The sequence below is a fragment of the Shivajiella indica genome, assembly GCF_042683085.1.
In the GTDB taxonomy this organism is placed as follows: Bacteria; Bacteroidota; Bacteroidia; order Cytophagales; family Cyclobacteriaceae; genus Shivajiella; species Shivajiella indica.
The window spans coordinates 514,196-529,661 of sequence record NZ_JBHUIV010000016.1 but is presented as its reverse complement, the minus strand read 5'-3'; the positions used below and the strand labels follow the sequence as shown (position 1 = coordinate 529,661).

The window sequence follows — 15,466 nt, the reverse complement described above, 5'->3', positions numbered from 1 at the left end:
TTTTTCTGCATCCAGCCTGATTAATTTCATTTTTTACAGGGAATTTTTGAAGAAAACCAAAATGATACTAGGGAATACCAACTTTCAAAAAAAGTTTTGAAGGTAGATAAAATACTAAATATCTCTTAGTTTTTTTCCATCCATTGTTTAATACGTCCCACTTAAAAACCTGAGTCAAAAAGAGTAGGGTAAAGTCAGTCTGAATATTCTTTGGCCAATTGTTCTCTTACAATCTCCTCTTGAAGAATTCTTTGGGATATTTCCTGAGAGTATGTTCTTCCTTTTTTGAATCCAAAATCGGTAAATGCTTTCCCAGCCCAAAATCTTGATGATTCCAAGTCACCCATTACTTCATGGCCCAAAGCAATATTATAACATAACCTCCCCGCCGTTTTATTATCAATATTTTGATTTAAGCCTTCTTTCCAAGTGTCTATAGCTTCTTCCCATTGACCTACCTGGGCCAATCGTGAACCCTTGGACAATTCAGGAAACGATTTGGGTTTTTCATAAAATGTACGGTTTATGGATACATTCATAGGCGCAATTCTATGAGCATAACTTGCCCCCGCCATCCTTCCAACATATTGGGTAGCCCGGACTTTATCAATGAGCATGGCTGTAGCCTGGGTTTTGGTTTCTGCCTCGGCAGACCAAAGGTTGGTTTTGTCATAATTCACCTGATCGAAAATATTCATGGTTTCTGGGTCATATAACCTGAATCCAGCGCTGACTGAAGCTACACCTTCCATGTAAACCCCTTCCACCTCGATTTCCCGTGCATCCCTACCTGTGCCTATAGTTTTTTTGACCATTTTCTTTTTGTCAGTGACTACAAAATCAGAAGAGAACTTTTCTAAAACCAATATGGCATCTGTTCCATATCTGCTGCAAAGCTCATCCACCTGTGCCCAGGTTAATGGACTTGGGAAGGTTTGACTGAATAATCCTCCCCTCAACCTTTCCCTTGCCCTGATGACTTCATATCTTGGTGAGGTGTTCAATTCTTGCTGGACAGCGGTCAAGGTTGCTTCAGCTGCATTTTTCACCTCAAATGGTACCTCTCCAGAAAAAATTCCTTCTATGATCGCTATTCCTTCATTTTGAGGGGCTGTTCTGTCGACCAGCAACAAACGTTGTACATAGGTCGAAACACTTATTTCTGCAGGAACCATACGGTTCAAAGTAACTGTTTTACTACAAGAAGTAAACAGAGTATTGGCTAATAGGAATATAATCAGGAATATTATTTGTCTCATAAAAATGAAAATTCAACAATGGAATGGATGAGGAAAATTTGATAAAGGTTGCAAAAACCAGAGAATAAATGAAAAATAATATGTATTTGTCTACCAAATTGTTTTTTATTTGATAGTAAACGAAAAAAGGTTTCTGCAATTGCAGAAACCTTAATATTAAAACTACCCTATTAGATTTCCATCATCATCCCATTGAGCGATCTGACCTCTTTCCTCAGGTTTGAGGTAAATCGACAGGTACTTCTCGGGATATTCAAAACCATGTTTTTTCAGGACTTCACCAGGTACACCGTCCCATGCATTGGGGGTATTCCCTTTATATCCTAAATATTTAAATCCTATTTCAGAGGTAAAATATCCCGTTGAAGTAAGGTTTCTAAGCATGTTGAAGAACATCACCCCTCCTTTCATGTCAGAGGTGGCTTTATCTGGCCAGGCAATCAAATCAATAACTTCCATGCGCTCTACTGATGAAAGATCCAGGAATTTTTTGCCATAAGTATCATCGCTGTAATTATCCAACCACATTAAGCCACCTCTCATGGGAGTTTGATAAGCCGGGTAATCCTTCATCATAAACTCTATGAAATCTGGTACACCGGCTTCTGTGGCACTTCCTGAATCTTCCCCAGCTGGCATAATGATGTCCACCAATACATCCAGTTTTTTTCTTTCTTCATCCGTAAAGAAAGTTTCTGAAAGTAGCTTTTGATCCCTTGAGATTTCTTCTGCAGTTCTACCTCCGGGAGTACCTCCGGTGATTTTTGGGGAATAATCCAATTCTTTATCTTTTGGACTGCAATGGGTCAGCAAAAACCCGGATGCCAAAGATCCGGTGAAAAGGAGTTTTAGGTTTTCTCTTCTATTCATGGCTCCGGTGTTTAAATGTTTTTCTTTTTCAACTGATCAACGATGTAATCGGAAGTTCTCCAAGCAAGCGCCAGAATGGTCCAGGTTGGATTTTTGTCAGCTTGGGAAACAAATGGTCCTGCATCCACCACAAAAAGGTTTTTACAATCATGGGCCTGACAATTGCTGTTCAATACAGAGGAAGAGGCATTGTTGCCCATTCTTGTAGTTCCCACCTCATGGATAATTCTTCCAGGAGCCGCCAATCCGTACATGGTATCCGGACCAGGTTTTTTACCCAGCAATACAGCACCTGCTTCCGTCAGTATTTCTTCGAAGGTGTCCTGCATGTGTTTTGCCTGCTTTATTTCCTGATCTGTCCATTTGTAATGGAATTTCAATACCGGAATACCGTACTTGTCTACCACATTATTGTCTATCTCACAATAGTTACTGTACTGTGGAATACTTTCACCACGGCCTGACATGCCTAAAGTACTTCCATATAATCTGCGGATATCTTTTTTCAAGCCTTCGCCATAGCCTCCATTAGGTGATGGGTTACCAAATTCATCTTTGAGGTATTTCCTCATGGTGTCCATGGAAAAGCCTATACCATAGGATGGCATTCCCATTCCTCCCCAGTATTCTATATGATAACCACGGGCAAAATCCAGTTTTTTATTATCCAGCCACCAAGGGGTGTATACATGCATTCCACCGACACCGTCTTCATTGTATCTTTCTCTATCTATCAAATCCGGCATAATCCCCATTCTGTCTGCCCCTGTGGAATCGTGGAGATATCTACCTACCATTCCACTGCTGTTACCTACTCCATTGGGATGGGTTTTGGATTTAGAGTTCATCATGATCCTTGCAGATTCACAGGCAGAAGCACCCAGAACGACCACTCTTGACCGGAGTTTATATTCTTTCATGTCCACTTTACTGATATAAGATACACCTGTGGCATTTCCGGAATCATCTGTGGTAACCGTTCTGACCATAGCCATGGTATATAAATCTACCTTACCTTTGGCCATTGCAGGTTTAATCAGACAAGTTCCAGAGGAGAAATCTGCATAAGCTTGACAGGCCCGGTTACATTGATTGCAAAAAAAGCATACCCCTCTTTCATTATTAATGGGTCGTGTCAGCATTGACAACCTTCCCGGTATAATAGGGATATTTACTTTTTGGGCTCCGCGCATGATATACATTTCATGAAGTCTGGGTTTTGGCGGAGGAAGGAAAAATCCGTCAGGCTCATTGTAAATGCCTTCTTTGGATCCAAAAACCCCAATGAGTTTATCTACTTTATCATAATAAGGCTTTAGATCATCATAACCAATCGGCCAGTCATCTCCCATTCCATCAATACTTCTTCTTTTGAAATCATTTGGCCCAAATCTAAGGGAAATTCTCCCCCAGTGATTTGTCCTTCCTCCCACCATTCTTGATCTGAACCAGTCAAAAGAGGTTCCTTCTCCTCTTGTGTAGGGCTCACCCTCAATATCCCATCCTCCAATAGCCTGGTCAAAATCTCCAAAAGGTCTGATTCTAGTTCCTCCTCCACGTCTTGGAGATTCCCATGGTGGTCTTAATTGGGTCCTGTCTTCGTCTTTGGCAGGGTCAAAATCTCCACCTGCTTCTAATACCGCAACAGACAAACCCGCTTCGGAAAGTATTTTAGAAGCCATTCCCCCACCAGCGCCAGAACCTACAATTATCACATCATAGGTCTCGCTGGATGTTTTGATTTCAAAACTCATGTTTTATAAAATTTTTGTATTTGTCTTACAAGTTTGCAAAAAAAATTAATAATTCAAATCAAAGTTTTTGAATTGATATCTAGTAAGTCTAATATTTCAAAATTTAATTTATGTAATTCAGAGGACTAGTTATAGATGAGCTTTTTTGGTTTGGGGACAGATTAAATAATTTTTATTTATTTTTTCGGGAAATTTTTAAAATGAAGTTACAATAAATCCTCCAAATATTTCCAGACGGTATCAAATACAATCAAATGGCCTTCCTCTGTTGGATGAATTCCATCAGGAAGATTGAGGTCTGGATTTCCAGCTACCCCTTCCAATAAAAATGGGATCAGTTCCACATTTTCTTCCAGTGCAACAGCAGGATAAATTTCTTGAAATTCCTTGATGTACTCCTGTCCCATATTGGGGGGGATCTGCATCCCTGCTAACAAAATGGTGGTTTCAGGATACTGTGTCCTAACGGTTTGGATAATGGCTTTGAGGTTTTTCTTTGTTTCTGACAAAGTAATCCCTCTTAAACCGTCATTGGCGCCCAATTCCAAAACAAAAATATCAGGCTCTTCCTCCAAGAACCATTCCAAACGGCTTAAGCCGCTTGCCGTAGTCTCACCACTAAGCCCGGCATTGATTACTCTGTAATCCATATCCAGGCTGTCAATCCTTTGGGCGACCAAGCCTACAAAAGAGTGTTCCAGTTCAATACCATATCCCGCGGTAAGGCTGTTGCCAAAAAACAAGATGACTTTTTTTTGGCTTTCCATTTCCTTTTCCTTATTTGGTTGATCCTTAGAAGCCTTTTCTTCTTTGGGAGAGGTACAGGAAAATATTACTATTGGGATAAATAGAATTGCAAATAATTTATTCAACATAGGGAGTAAGGGTTATTTGATTTTTTGATCATTCATTTGGATGAAATCACAAACTGGCATTTATTTGAAGGATTTTTTAAATTAAGGATATTTTCAAAATTACAATTTTGTTTGGATTTTCATTGAAGCTCACACTTTCCTAGTATCTTTATTTCCAACGGAGTAAACCTTTTCTACGTTACATATTGTTTATTCCCTAGTTAATTTATATAAAAAACTTCATGACCATATTAAAAGTTAAAAACGTTTCCAAAACATACCAAAGCGGCAGTAAAAAACTTACCGTATTAGATGAGATCAACTTTGATATTCAATCAGGTGAAAGTATAGCTATAGTTGGCCCTTCTGGAAGTGGGAAGACTACCTTATTGGGACTTTGCGCAGGTTTGGATTCTGCTACTACAGGTTCGGTAGTGCTTAATGGGAATGCTTTTGAAAAATTGAATGAAGATCAGAGAGCCGCAGTCAGGAACCAATATGTGGGGTTTATTTTTCAAAATTTCCAATTGCTTCCAACCTTAACGGCTCTGGAGAACGTAATGGTGCCTTTGGAATTGAAAAAAAGGAAAGATGCCAAGGAAAAGGCCACTATCCTGTTGGAAAAAGTGGGATTGGGAGATAGATTGACCCATTATCCTACTCAATTATCCGGTGGAGAGCAGCAAAGGGTATCCATCGCAAGGGCATTTGCAAATGAACCGAAGATCCTTTTTGCAGATGAGCCCACTGGAAATTTGGATACAGAAACCGGTGATATGATAGAAGATTTGATTTTTGATATGAATAAGGACCAGGGAACTACATTGATTTTGGTAACCCACGATCCTGAATTGGCCAAACGTACCAATAGGATCATTAACATTAAAGGGGGTAAAATTCAGGAGGCATCTTATGGCTGATTTTTCCTGGATCCTTAAAATGGCATTTCGGGATTTTAGGAAGAATTTTTCCCGTCTGCTTTTGTTTGTTTCCTCCATGGTGGTGGGTATTGCTGCTTTGGTGGCAATTAGTTCTTTTGGAGAAAACTTAAGAAATGATATAGACAGGCAATCAAAGGAATTGGTTGGTGCTGACCTTGTATTGGATAAGAGTAGCCCGATTGGGGTTCAGCCTACGGATTCGATAGCATTACAAGTTGCCAATGAAGTAAATTTTGCCAGCATGGTGGCCTTTCCGGCAACTGGTGAAAGTAGGTTAACCCAGGTTAGGGCACTAGAAGGGCAATTCCCCTTTTATGGAATATTAAAAACAATACCTGAGGAGGCAGAATTTACTTTTAGACAAGGAGGTAGAAAGGCTTTGGTTGAAAAAATTCTGATGGCCCAATTTAATGCGGTAGTGGGTGATAGTATTAAAGTTGGAGAACTGACTTTTGTCATTGAGGGTCAATTGGAAAAAGCTCCTGGTCAGACAGGAATTACAGCCACGGTAGCACCGGCAGTATACATACCCATGGAATATGTGGAAGCCACAGGCTTGATACAGTATGGTAGCCGATTAAAATACCAAAGGTATTATAAGTTTCAGGAAGAGGTAAATCCAGATGAACTCATCAAAGAATTTGAAGCTGCCTGGGAAGATGAAAAAATTGACGCCGATACAGTTGATGAAAGTAGAAGAAGAACAGGCCGTTCATTCGATAATCTTTCCAATTTTTTGAGTCTGGTTGCTTTTATTGCCTTATTATTAGGCTGCGTTGGGGTTGCTAGTGCAGTGAATGTATTTGTAAAAGAAAAATTGCCTTCTGTGGCCGTGCTCCGCTGTTTGGGAGTTTCAGCTTGGACTGCCATGAAGATATATTTGGTTCAAATTCTAATCATGGGCCTGGCAGGTTCTTTGGTCGGTGCTTTCTTCGGGTCAATACTTCAATTCGTGCTACCTGCTGTTTTTGAAGATTTTTTACCAGTTAAGGTAAATGTGGATGTTTCCTGGAGCAGTGTTGGATTTGGAGTTTTGACCGGATTATTGGTTTCTGTGCTGTTTGCCTTATTGCCCCTTTTAAAAATTAGGAAAGTGTCTCCGATGGCCACCCTTAGACCTGAAGAAGGTGAAATTAAATTAACAAAAGATGTAATAAGATGGATGGTTATTGGAGGGATTCTTCTTTTTGTATTTGGTTTTAGTTTTGCCCTTTTAAGAGGTTGGAAAGAAGCTCTCGGATTCACTGGTTTTGTGGTCTTTGCTTTTTTAATACTTTGGGCAGTTGCTTTGGGCATTATGTTGTTGATCAGGAAGTTTCTGCCGATTTCCCTGAGGTATACTATACGACAGTCATTGGCCAATCTATACAGGCCGAATAATCAGACAATTGCTTTAATCGCTACCATAGGATTGGGTACAGCCATGATCAGTACCCTCTTTTTCGTGCAAAATCAGTTATTGGATGAGGCAAAGTTTGCGGATAAGGAAGATCAACCCAATATGTTGCTTTTTGATATCCAAACCCATCAGGTAACTTCGGTAGTAGAAAAAGTCAAATCGAAGGGTTTGCCTGTATTGCAGGAGGTGCCAATTGTCACTATGGGACTTGAATCTATCAATGGCCTGACCAAAAAAGCCAATGAGGAATTACCGGAGGAAGAAAGAAGATCAAGATGGCTTTATAACAGAGAATTCAGGGTAACCTATAGGGACTCGCTGATTAGTTCTGAGCGATTGGTTAAAGGGGAACTCAGAAAGGTGGTCAACCCCGGTGATTCAGTTTTTATTTCAATGGATCAGGGATACGCTATGCGTTCGGGTATTGAAATCGGTGATGAAATCATTTTCAATGTGCAGGGGAGACCTATTAAAACCTTTGTGGGAAGTTTTAGGGATGTAAAGTTCAATCAGGTCTCCACCAATTTTCTAGTACTTTTTCCTGACAATGTCCTGAATAATGCACCAAAATTTCATGTGGTCATCACAAAAACAAAAAATGACAGACAAGCAGCGGATGTCCAATCGGAAATTGTCCGTGAATTCCCCAATGTTTCTGTTCTCAATTTAGGGGTTATCGTAGAAACACTTGAGGAAATTCTTGGTAAAATCAGTTTTGTTATTCAGTTTATGGCCCTGTTCAGCATAATTACCGGTATTTTGGTGTTGATCAGTTCCCTGATCATCAGTAAATACCAAAGGATGCGCGAAAGTATTCTCTTGAGGACGCTTGGTGCTGATAGTGGTACAGTCAGTATAATCAATACCTTGGAATATTTCTTTTTGGGTTCCTTGGCCTCTCTGAGCGGGATATTATTGTCTCTACTGGCAACTTTCCTTTTAAGTGAATTTGTTTTTGAATTGCCTTTCAGAGGAGCCTATAAAGAAGCACTCATTGTATATATAGCCATTACGATGCTAACAGTAGTTTTGGGTTGGTTGAATGGAAGAAAAATCATAAAGATGGCTCCAATGGAGATATTAAGGGGGAATTAAATTTTTACCAAAGTAAGATTTTAGTGATCAATCCATTTGTTTAGTTAATTAACTAAATTAATTCGATGAATGGTTTTACTAAGATTTTCTTTTTTCATTTTTGTATGCTTTTTTTTCTTCATCGGCAAAGTCCAGGCACAAAGCATGGGTAGTCCTATTCATGTAGGGATCTATCACTCAGGTATCACAGGGCAGATTGGAATCGGGACTGATATGAATAATTGGAATAATTTTAGGAAAAATTAAGAACTACATTAGGATTTCAACATTTTATTTGACCATAAAAACCGCCTAACTTCCGAAAAGGGATTGGCGTTTTTTTAATTTTTTTGAATGATCTATTTTCAGGTCGGAAAATTATGAATAGAATGAAAAATATAATCACAGCCTTAATTTTGGTGATCTTGGTTCTCCCAAGTTATGCCCAAAGAAGAGGAACTCCCCCACAAAAAATCAAAAGGCCTTTGACCCATGTAGCCTATGATGAGTGGAAAAGCATTACTTTCAGACAATTGACACCAGATGGGAAGCATGTGGCCTTTACCTTGAATCCGGAAGATTCAGATGGAAAAGTGATTTTTTACGATTTGGTAAAAAACACACAGTCTGCTGTAGATAGGGCTGCCAATATCCAGTTGACAGCGGACAGTAGACATGCAGTTTTTTTGATCAAAGCCCAGAAAGACAGCCTTACATATTTAAGGAGATTAAAAAAGAAAAAAGAAGAGATGCCAAAGGATTCTTTGGGGATATTTGATTTTTCCAGCAAAATTGCCAACAAAGTTCCCAATGTTAAATCCTATAAAATTCCAAAAAAATCCGGAGGCTGGTTGGCTTACCAAACCGAAAGACAAACCGAAGGAAATGGCAACGGGAAATCAAAGAAATTTTCTGATGACAATGGTTATCTCTTGGTTTTAAAAAACCTTACTAATGGGGCTGAAGAAAGATTTGAATATGTGAAGGATTATATTTTTTCCGAAAATGGTACAGGGCTTTTATTTCATAGTACTGGTAATGAGCAGGATATGATTGCTGGGATTTATTGGTATGATTTAATGTCAGGTTCAACTTCCCAAATTTTCAAAGGGCACAACAAACATAAATATAAGTACCTGAGCATTGATGAAGCCGGGGAGCAAATCGCTTTCATTGCTGACCTTGATACTACCAAGGCCCTGGTCCGTGAACCTAAGTTGATGTATTGGAAAAGGGGAAGTGGTTTGGCTTCTGTGCTTGCTGATGAAGAAACACCTGGAATTCCTGAATCTTGGCTGATTTCTGAAAATTATTATCCGAATTTTTCAAAAGATGGGAAAAGGCTTTTTATAGGAACCAATCCAGTACCTGTCCTTCAGGATACCACATTGCTTCCTGAAGAAATGGTTCAGGTAGAAGTCTGGCATTGGCAGGATGATTATATCTATCCGGAGCAAAACAGGAGACTTGATAGGGAAAAAAAGAAAAGTTATCTGGCAGTCATAGACCTTCAGACCAAGAATTTGGTACAGTTAGGGAGTCCTGAAATCCCAGAAATCAGAATTGACGAGGAAGGAAAAGCAGCGGTGGTTTTGGGACTTGATGACAGGGCCTACCGGGTCATGAGAACTTGGGATATCAGTGCATTTACTGATCTCTACCGCATAGATTTAAATTCAGGAAAGAGTCAATTGATCGCAAAAGAGATAAAAGGAAATGCAAGATTATCTCCCGATGCTAATTTTGTGTATTGGTACAGCAGTCCTGATACAGCCTGGTTTACCCATCATCTTGCAACAGGAAAAACCGTTAAACTTAACCATGGTCTATCGGTTTCCTTCGGGGAAGAGGACGTGGATGTTCCTGACTATCCCTCACCTTATGGCCTTGCGGGGTGGACCTTGAATGAGGAGTTTATACTGATCTATGACAGATTCGATATTTGGAAGTTTGACCCAAAAGGAGTTAGAAACCCCGAGAGGTTGACTAAGAATGGAAGGGAAAGCAACATAGTATATAGGTATCAAAAACTGGACCCTGAGGAAAGATTTGTCGATTTGGGTAAAAACCTACTGTTATCTGTTTTTGATGAAAATAGTAAGGAGGCGGGTTTTGCCAGATGGCAGTCAAATTTCGCCAACCCATCAATTCTTGTAAAAACTGCTCATAGGTACAACCTGATTGAAAAAGCCAAAGAGGAGGATTTGTTGCTTTTCACAAGAGAAAACTTTCAGGAATTTCCTGATTTGAGGGTAGCGGATCTTAGTTTTGGTAATTCTAGAAAAGTAAGTCAGGCCAATCCACAGCAATCAGATTATTTATGGGGAACTGCGGAAATAGTCAAGTGGAATTCTTTAGACAATATACCTTTAGAAGGGATTTTGTATAAGCCTGAAAATTTTGACCCCAAAAAGAAGTATCCCATGGTCGTGGTATATTATGAGAAATTTTCAAATACACTTCATCAGCACCACAAACCTGAACCGATCCGCTCTTTGGTACACAGGACCATGTATGTCAGTAATGATTACCTGATTTTTGTTCCGGATGTAGTTTATCAGACAGGATATCCAGGTGAGAGTGCTTTTAATTGTATCATTCCTGGGGTTAACTATCTGATAGAACAGGGTTTTGTTAACAAAGACAGGGTTGGTATTCAGGGTCATAGTTGGAGTGGCTATCAAACAGCCTATATCTTGACCAGAACAAGAATGTTCAGAGCAGCTGAGGCAGGAGCCATTGTGGCCAATATGACAAGTGCTTATGGAGGAATCCGCTGGGAATCAGGACTGGCCCGTATGTTCCAATATGAAAAAGCCCAATCCAGACTTGGGGTAAGTCTTTGGGAAAATCCATTGCCGTTTATTGAAAATTCTCCTTTGTTTTTTGCCAATAAAATAGAAACTCCTTTGCTTTTGATGCATAATGATGCCGATGGGGCAGTGCCTTGGTATCAGGGAATTGAAATGTATTTGGCGATGAGAAGACTCAATAAGCCAACCTGGATGTTGAATTACAATGGTGAACCCCATTGGCCGGTGAAGCGAGAAAACAGGATAGACTTCCAGACCCGTATGATGCAATTCTTTGACCATTACCTCAAGGATGCTCCAATGCCAATGTGGATGGAAAGAGGGGTTCCTGCTATAGAGAAAGGCATTCAACAAGGACTGGAACTTGTTCCGGCCCCTTACTGATTTAAGGTGTCCAAGTCTTGTTAAAAAAAACAATTTAAAACCGATTGTCACTAGAATTGACAATCGGTTTTTTTAATTGTGGGAAAAGGGCTATTTTGAGGCTAATAAGCACCTTGACAAATGAAAAATAATCTATTCCGGCTATTGTTGTTTGGCCTTTTGGTTTTTCCTTATAGTGCATTCTCCCAAGTAATGCCTTCTCCTGATAGGAAAGAAGGAGAAGGACCCTATGATAAACTGATTATCAGGGGTGTTACCCTGATTGATGGTACAGGAGCACCACCTATTGGACCAGTGGATATAGTAGTGGAAAAAAATAAAATAATTGAAGTTAATGTGGTGGGTTATCCAGGTGTTCCAATTAAAGATGAAAGAAGACCTAAAGCAGGCCCCAATGACAAAGTTATGGAGCTGGATGGGCATTATCTTCTACCCGGATTCATAGATATGCACGGACATATCGGAGGTTCAGGTCAGGGGACTCCTGCAGAATATGTTTTCAAACTTTGGATGTCCCATGGGATCACCACAGTAAGGGATCCTTCTGCAGGTAATGGATTGGATTGGGTCCTGGACCACAAACGTAAGTCTGCTGCCAATACTATAACGGCTCCTAGATTGCTGGCATATACTGTTTTTGGTCAAGGAGCAACCAGACCCATAACCAACGCAGAAGAAGCAAAAGCATGGGTCAATGAAAATGCAAGGAGAGGAGGGGATGGAGTCAAGTTTTTTGGAGCCAAACCTGAAGTCATGCAGGCCGCTTTGGAAGAAAATAAAAGAATTGGTCTCAGGTCAGCCATGCACCATGCCCAAATGGATGTGGCCAGATGGAATGTGCTACATTCAGCAAGAGCCGGTTTGACCACCATGGAACACTGGTATGGCCTTCCCGAGGCATTATTTGAAGATAGAACCATTCAGGATTATCGTTTGGATTACAACTATCAAAATGAACAGCATAGATTTGCAGAGGCAGGGAAATTGTGGAAGCAGGCGGCACCGCCTTATTCAGATCATTGGAATAAAGTGATGCAGGAATTATTGGACCTGGACTTTACCATTAACCCTACTTTCAATATTTATGAAGCCAATAGGGATCTGATGCGTGCCAGAAGGGCGGAGTGGCACGAAGAATATACTTTGCCCTCCTTATGGAGATTTTATAAACCAAGTAGGGAATCCCATGGTTCCTATTGGTTTGATTGGACCACAGAGGAGGAGTTACAATGGAAAGAAAATTACAGGATATGGATGACTTTTGTTAATGAATACAAAAACAGGGGGGGGAGAGTGACAACTGGTTCTGATTCAGGATTTATATATCAATTATATGGATTTGCTTACATCCGTGAAATGGAACTGTTGAGAGAGGCAGGATTCCATCCTTTGGAAGTAATTAGGGCTTCTACCATGCACGCAGCTGAGGCATTAGGTATGGACAAAGAAATCGGTACTGTTGAAGTGGGGAAATTGGCTGATTTTGTCATACTGGAAGAGAATCCTCTTCAAAACCTTAAAGTGCTCTATGGAACAGGAGCTATAAGGATTGGGGAGGATAATGAGCCTGTAAGGGTAGGAGGTGTAAAATATACAGTGAAAGATGGGATTGTATATGATGCCAAACAACTCCTGCAAGATGTTCGTACCATAGTAGAACAACACAAAGCTAGGGAAGAGTCCAGAAAATTGAAACAGCCTGGATTGGATTGGTGATTAAAGTTAGGTGGTTTTAGAAACAAGAAACAAGAGAAACTTGGATTTCGAAAGGCGGAGGTTGGACTTGAATCCATTCTTAACCTTGAGATGAGGAGCGAGCTTGTCTACCTTTAAGTGAGAGATTAAACCATAAAGAGGAGCTAAATCCTGGTGGGATTGAATTCACAAAGTGGTATTTCACCAATGTGAAACTTTGTGGTGAGGGAGAAAATCGTTGGATGGGATTTTAACCCAGAAGGTCCTTCATGGAGACAGGCTGGGTTGAAGTTAGAAGATTATAACGTTTTTATGTCAAGAAAAATCAGGGCGTGACAAGAAAATGGTGGCAAAACCTGAGAAGGGTGAATTGATTATAAACTTGTTAATCTCTAATTGGTTGAAGTGTAAAAATAAACAGAATCAATAAATAGGTGTATCGAAAAAAACAACTATGCCAAATATTCAACTTAACCATACCAAAATCTTTTATATAAAGGAAGGGGAAGGTCCGGAAACACTGGTTTTTGCACATGGACTATTGTGGAGCCATAAGATGTTTATGGACCAAATCCAATTTTTAAAGAAAAAGTATACAATTATCGCATATGACCATAGAGGTCAGGGACAATCTGAGATTCCTGATGGACCTATTGATATGGATTTGCTTGCTCAAGATGCGTTAGAAATAATTGAAAAAGTAGCTTGCAAACCGGTGCATTTTGTGGGCCTATCAATGGGAGGATTTGTTGGTATGCGGCTTGCCGCGAGGTATCCTGAAAAAATCAAAAGTCTGATATTGCTTGAGACCTCGGCCAATCCAGAGCCTGTTGAAAACCTTCCAAAATATAAATTTTTAAATGGTGTGGTAAAATGGCTGGGAATAATACCAACTGTGTCAAAACAGGTGATGAAAATAATGTTTGCACAAAGCTGGCTCGAGAATCCAAAAAATAAGGAGGCTTACCAAAAATGGGAAAAGGAATTAAGATCAAATAAAAAAACCATAACCAAATCTGTAGAAGCAGTAATTTATAGAAAAGGAGTAGAGGAGGAGATCAGAAATATTCAATGCCCTACCATGGTGGTTGTAGGAGATGAGGATGTGGCTACAAAGCCTGAAAAAGCAAAATTTATTCAAATGTCTATTCCTAATGCTAAGTTACACATGGTTCCCGGTGCAGGGCATAGCAGTTGCATTGAAAAGCCGGATGAAATCAATAAGCTTATCGGAGATTGGATGAAGCAATTTTAGACTATTTTAAGGTTTGTTAAAAAAAAAATTAAAAAAAAGCAATCATTTGAAACTTTTTAGTACTTTTGCATGTATATACATTAAATACTTAAACAAAAGATACATGCGGATTGAAGAGGCCATAAAGCAGAAGGAGTTTAAAGATCCTTACAATAAAGCGATCGTTAACTTACTTTACACGCAAAGCTTTATAGTTTCTAAACAAAGTAGCCTTTTCAAACCTTTTGGTCTTTCCCCAGAACAATACAACGTGTTAAGAATTCTAAGAGGGCAAAATGGCAATCCAATTACCGTTTCATCCATTCAGGAAAGGATGTTAAATAAAATGTCAAATGCATCCAGGTTGGTGGAAAAATTGAAACAAAAGGGTATGGTAGTCAGAGAGGAGTGTCCGACTGACCGTAGACAAGTTGATATTGTCATTACGGATAAAGGAATGAAAGTTTTAAGTCAGCTTGAGGAAGAGATTTATAACCTCAACAGACAGTTGGTACAACTTTCCGAAAATGAAGTAGATCATTTTAATATGCTTCTGGATAAACTTAGAGGGTAAAAAATTTTAAACAATTTGATGTATAGACAATTAATGTATATATATAATTTAATAAAAACTAAATCAATTAATAAAGCAAACAAAATTATGAACACTGCAACAGCAACAACAACAAAATGGGGTATTGACCCAACACACTCTGAAGTTTCTTTCAAAGTTAAACACTTGGTAATTTCCACAGTAACAGGTTATTTCAAGTCTTTTGAAGCGTCAGCTGAAACAGAATCTGATGATTTCAACGGTGCGAAAGTATCTTTCTCAGCTGTTATCAACAGTATTGATACCAATCAAAAAGATAGAGACAACCACTTGAAATCTGCCGATTTCTTTGATGCCGAAAAATTCCCTAAAATGACCTTTTCAGGAGTTTTGAATGGTGATAAATTGGTTGGTGACCTGACTATTAAAGATAACACAAAAACTATTGAATTGGATGTTGATTTCGGAGGCGTTGTCGAGGATCCATATGGAAACACCAAAGCGGGTTTTGAAATCGAAGGAAAAATCAGTAGAAAAGAATTTGGTTTGATGTGGAATGCTGTAACTGAAGCTGGAAGTGTAGTTGTAAGTGACCAAGTAAGGATTATCCTTGGAATTCAGCTTGTAAAGCAATAA

Annotated in this window: 11 protein-coding genes; 7 read left to right on the top strand and 4 right to left on the bottom strand. The window is 39.4% G+C overall.

Annotated features, from left to right (window positions below):
- Nucleotides 1-194: 194 nt before the first annotated feature.
- The 4 genes from ACFSKV_RS11710 to ACFSKV_RS11695 all read right to left on the bottom strand — a co-directional run bounded on the left by ACFSKV_RS11710 (nucleotide 195) and on the right by ACFSKV_RS11695 (nucleotide 4,758).
- The gene (locus ACFSKV_RS11710; RefSeq protein WP_380802834.1) at nucleotides 195-1,259 is read right to left on the bottom strand and encodes a DUF6340 family protein; all 1,065 of its coding nucleotides are present in this window, start codon (nucleotides 1,257-1,259) and stop codon (nucleotides 195-197) included.
- A gap of 162 nt (nucleotides 1,260-1,421) precedes the next feature.
- Nucleotides 1,422-2,129, bottom strand: coding sequence for a gluconate 2-dehydrogenase subunit 3 family protein (locus ACFSKV_RS11705; protein WP_380802832.1), 708 nt, complete (start codon nucleotides 2,127-2,129; stop codon nucleotides 1,422-1,424).
- A gap of 11 nt (nucleotides 2,130-2,140) precedes the next feature.
- Nucleotides 2,141-3,883, bottom strand: a complete 1,743-nt coding sequence (locus tag ACFSKV_RS11700) for a GMC oxidoreductase (protein ID WP_380802829.1) — start codon at nucleotides 3,881-3,883, stop codon at nucleotides 2,141-2,143.
- Between the two features lie 206 nt (nucleotides 3,884-4,089).
- Nucleotides 4,090-4,758 carry an arylesterase gene (locus ACFSKV_RS11695; RefSeq protein ID WP_380802826.1) on the bottom strand — a complete coding sequence of 223 codons (669 nt, stop codon included), beginning with the start codon at nucleotides 4,756-4,758 and terminating at the stop codon, nucleotides 4,090-4,092.
- Between the two features lie 221 nt (nucleotides 4,759-4,979).
- On the opposite strand from ACFSKV_RS11695, the gene ACFSKV_RS11690 reads away from it, so the two are divergent.
- The 7 genes from ACFSKV_RS11690 (at nucleotide 4,980) to ACFSKV_RS11660 (ending at nucleotide 15,466) form a co-directional block, all read left to right on the top strand.
- A complete protein-coding gene (locus tag ACFSKV_RS11690) occupies nucleotides 4,980-5,657 on the top strand; it encodes an ABC transporter ATP-binding protein (protein ID WP_380802824.1) in 678 nt (225 codons plus the stop codon).
- Nucleotides 5,650-8,172 carry an ABC transporter permease gene (locus ACFSKV_RS11685; RefSeq protein ID WP_380802822.1) on the top strand — a complete coding sequence of 841 codons (2,523 nt, stop codon included), beginning with the start codon at nucleotides 5,650-5,652 and terminating at the stop codon, nucleotides 8,170-8,172. The genes ACFSKV_RS11690 and ACFSKV_RS11685 overlap by 8 nt, the downstream gene beginning before the upstream one ends.
- Before the next feature lie 368 nt (nucleotides 8,173-8,540).
- Entirely contained in the window at nucleotides 8,541-11,348 is a 2,808-nt protein-coding gene (locus ACFSKV_RS11680) for an alpha/beta hydrolase family protein (protein ID WP_380802819.1), read from the top strand.
- 120 nt (nucleotides 11,349-11,468) lie between these two features.
- Nucleotides 11,469-13,064, top strand: coding sequence for an amidohydrolase family protein (locus ACFSKV_RS11675; protein ID WP_380802817.1), 1,596 nt, complete (start codon nucleotides 11,469-11,471; stop codon nucleotides 13,062-13,064).
- A 433-nt stretch (nucleotides 13,065-13,497) separates the two neighbouring features.
- Nucleotides 13,498-14,298, top strand: a complete 801-nt coding sequence (locus tag ACFSKV_RS11670; RefSeq protein WP_380802815.1) for an alpha/beta fold hydrolase — start codon at nucleotides 13,498-13,500, stop codon at nucleotides 14,296-14,298.
- A gap of 103 nt (nucleotides 14,299-14,401) precedes the next feature.
- On the top strand, nucleotides 14,402-14,851 hold the full coding sequence (locus ACFSKV_RS11665; RefSeq protein ID WP_380802813.1) for a MarR family winged helix-turn-helix transcriptional regulator: 450 nt from the start codon (nucleotides 14,402-14,404) through the stop codon (nucleotides 14,849-14,851).
- Nucleotides 14,852-14,938: 87 nt separating this feature from the next.
- Entirely contained in the window at nucleotides 14,939-15,466 is a 528-nt protein-coding gene (locus ACFSKV_RS11660) for a YceI family protein (RefSeq protein WP_380803322.1), read from the top strand.

Bases quoted from the DNA above. Each gene is read 5' to 3' on its own strand.
- ACFSKV_RS11695 (WP_380802826.1), bottom strand. From the start codon at position 4,758: ATGTTGAATAAATTATTTGCAATTCTATTTATCCCAATAGTAATATTT.
- ACFSKV_RS11700 (WP_380802829.1), bottom strand. From the start codon at position 3,883: ATGAGTTTTGAAATCAAAACATCCAGCGAGACCTATGATGTGATAATT.
- ACFSKV_RS11670 (WP_380802815.1), top strand. From the start codon at position 13,498: ATGCCAAATATTCAACTTAACCATACCAAAATCTTTTATATAAAGGAA.
- ACFSKV_RS11685 (WP_380802822.1), top strand. From the start codon at position 5,650: ATGGCTGATTTTTCCTGGATCCTTAAAATGGCATTTCGGGATTTTAGG.
- ACFSKV_RS11660 (WP_380803322.1), top strand. From the start codon at position 14,939: ATGAACACTGCAACAGCAACAACAACAAAATGGGGTATTGACCCAACA.
- ACFSKV_RS11710 (WP_380802834.1), bottom strand. From the start codon at position 1,259: ATGAGACAAATAATATTCCTGATTATATTCCTATTAGCCAATACTCTG.
- ACFSKV_RS11690 (WP_380802824.1), top strand. From the start codon at position 4,980: ATGACCATATTAAAAGTTAAAAACGTTTCCAAAACATACCAAAGCGGC.
- ACFSKV_RS11675 (WP_380802817.1), top strand. From the start codon at position 11,469: ATGAAAAATAATCTATTCCGGCTATTGTTGTTTGGCCTTTTGGTTTTT.
- ACFSKV_RS11705 (WP_380802832.1), bottom strand. From the start codon at position 2,129: ATGAATAGAAGAGAAAACCTAAAACTCCTTTTCACCGGATCTTTGGCA.
- ACFSKV_RS11665 (WP_380802813.1), top strand. From the start codon at position 14,402: ATGCGGATTGAAGAGGCCATAAAGCAGAAGGAGTTTAAAGATCCTTAC.
- ACFSKV_RS11680 (WP_380802819.1), top strand. From the start codon at position 8,541: ATGAAAAATATAATCACAGCCTTAATTTTGGTGATCTTGGTTCTCCCA.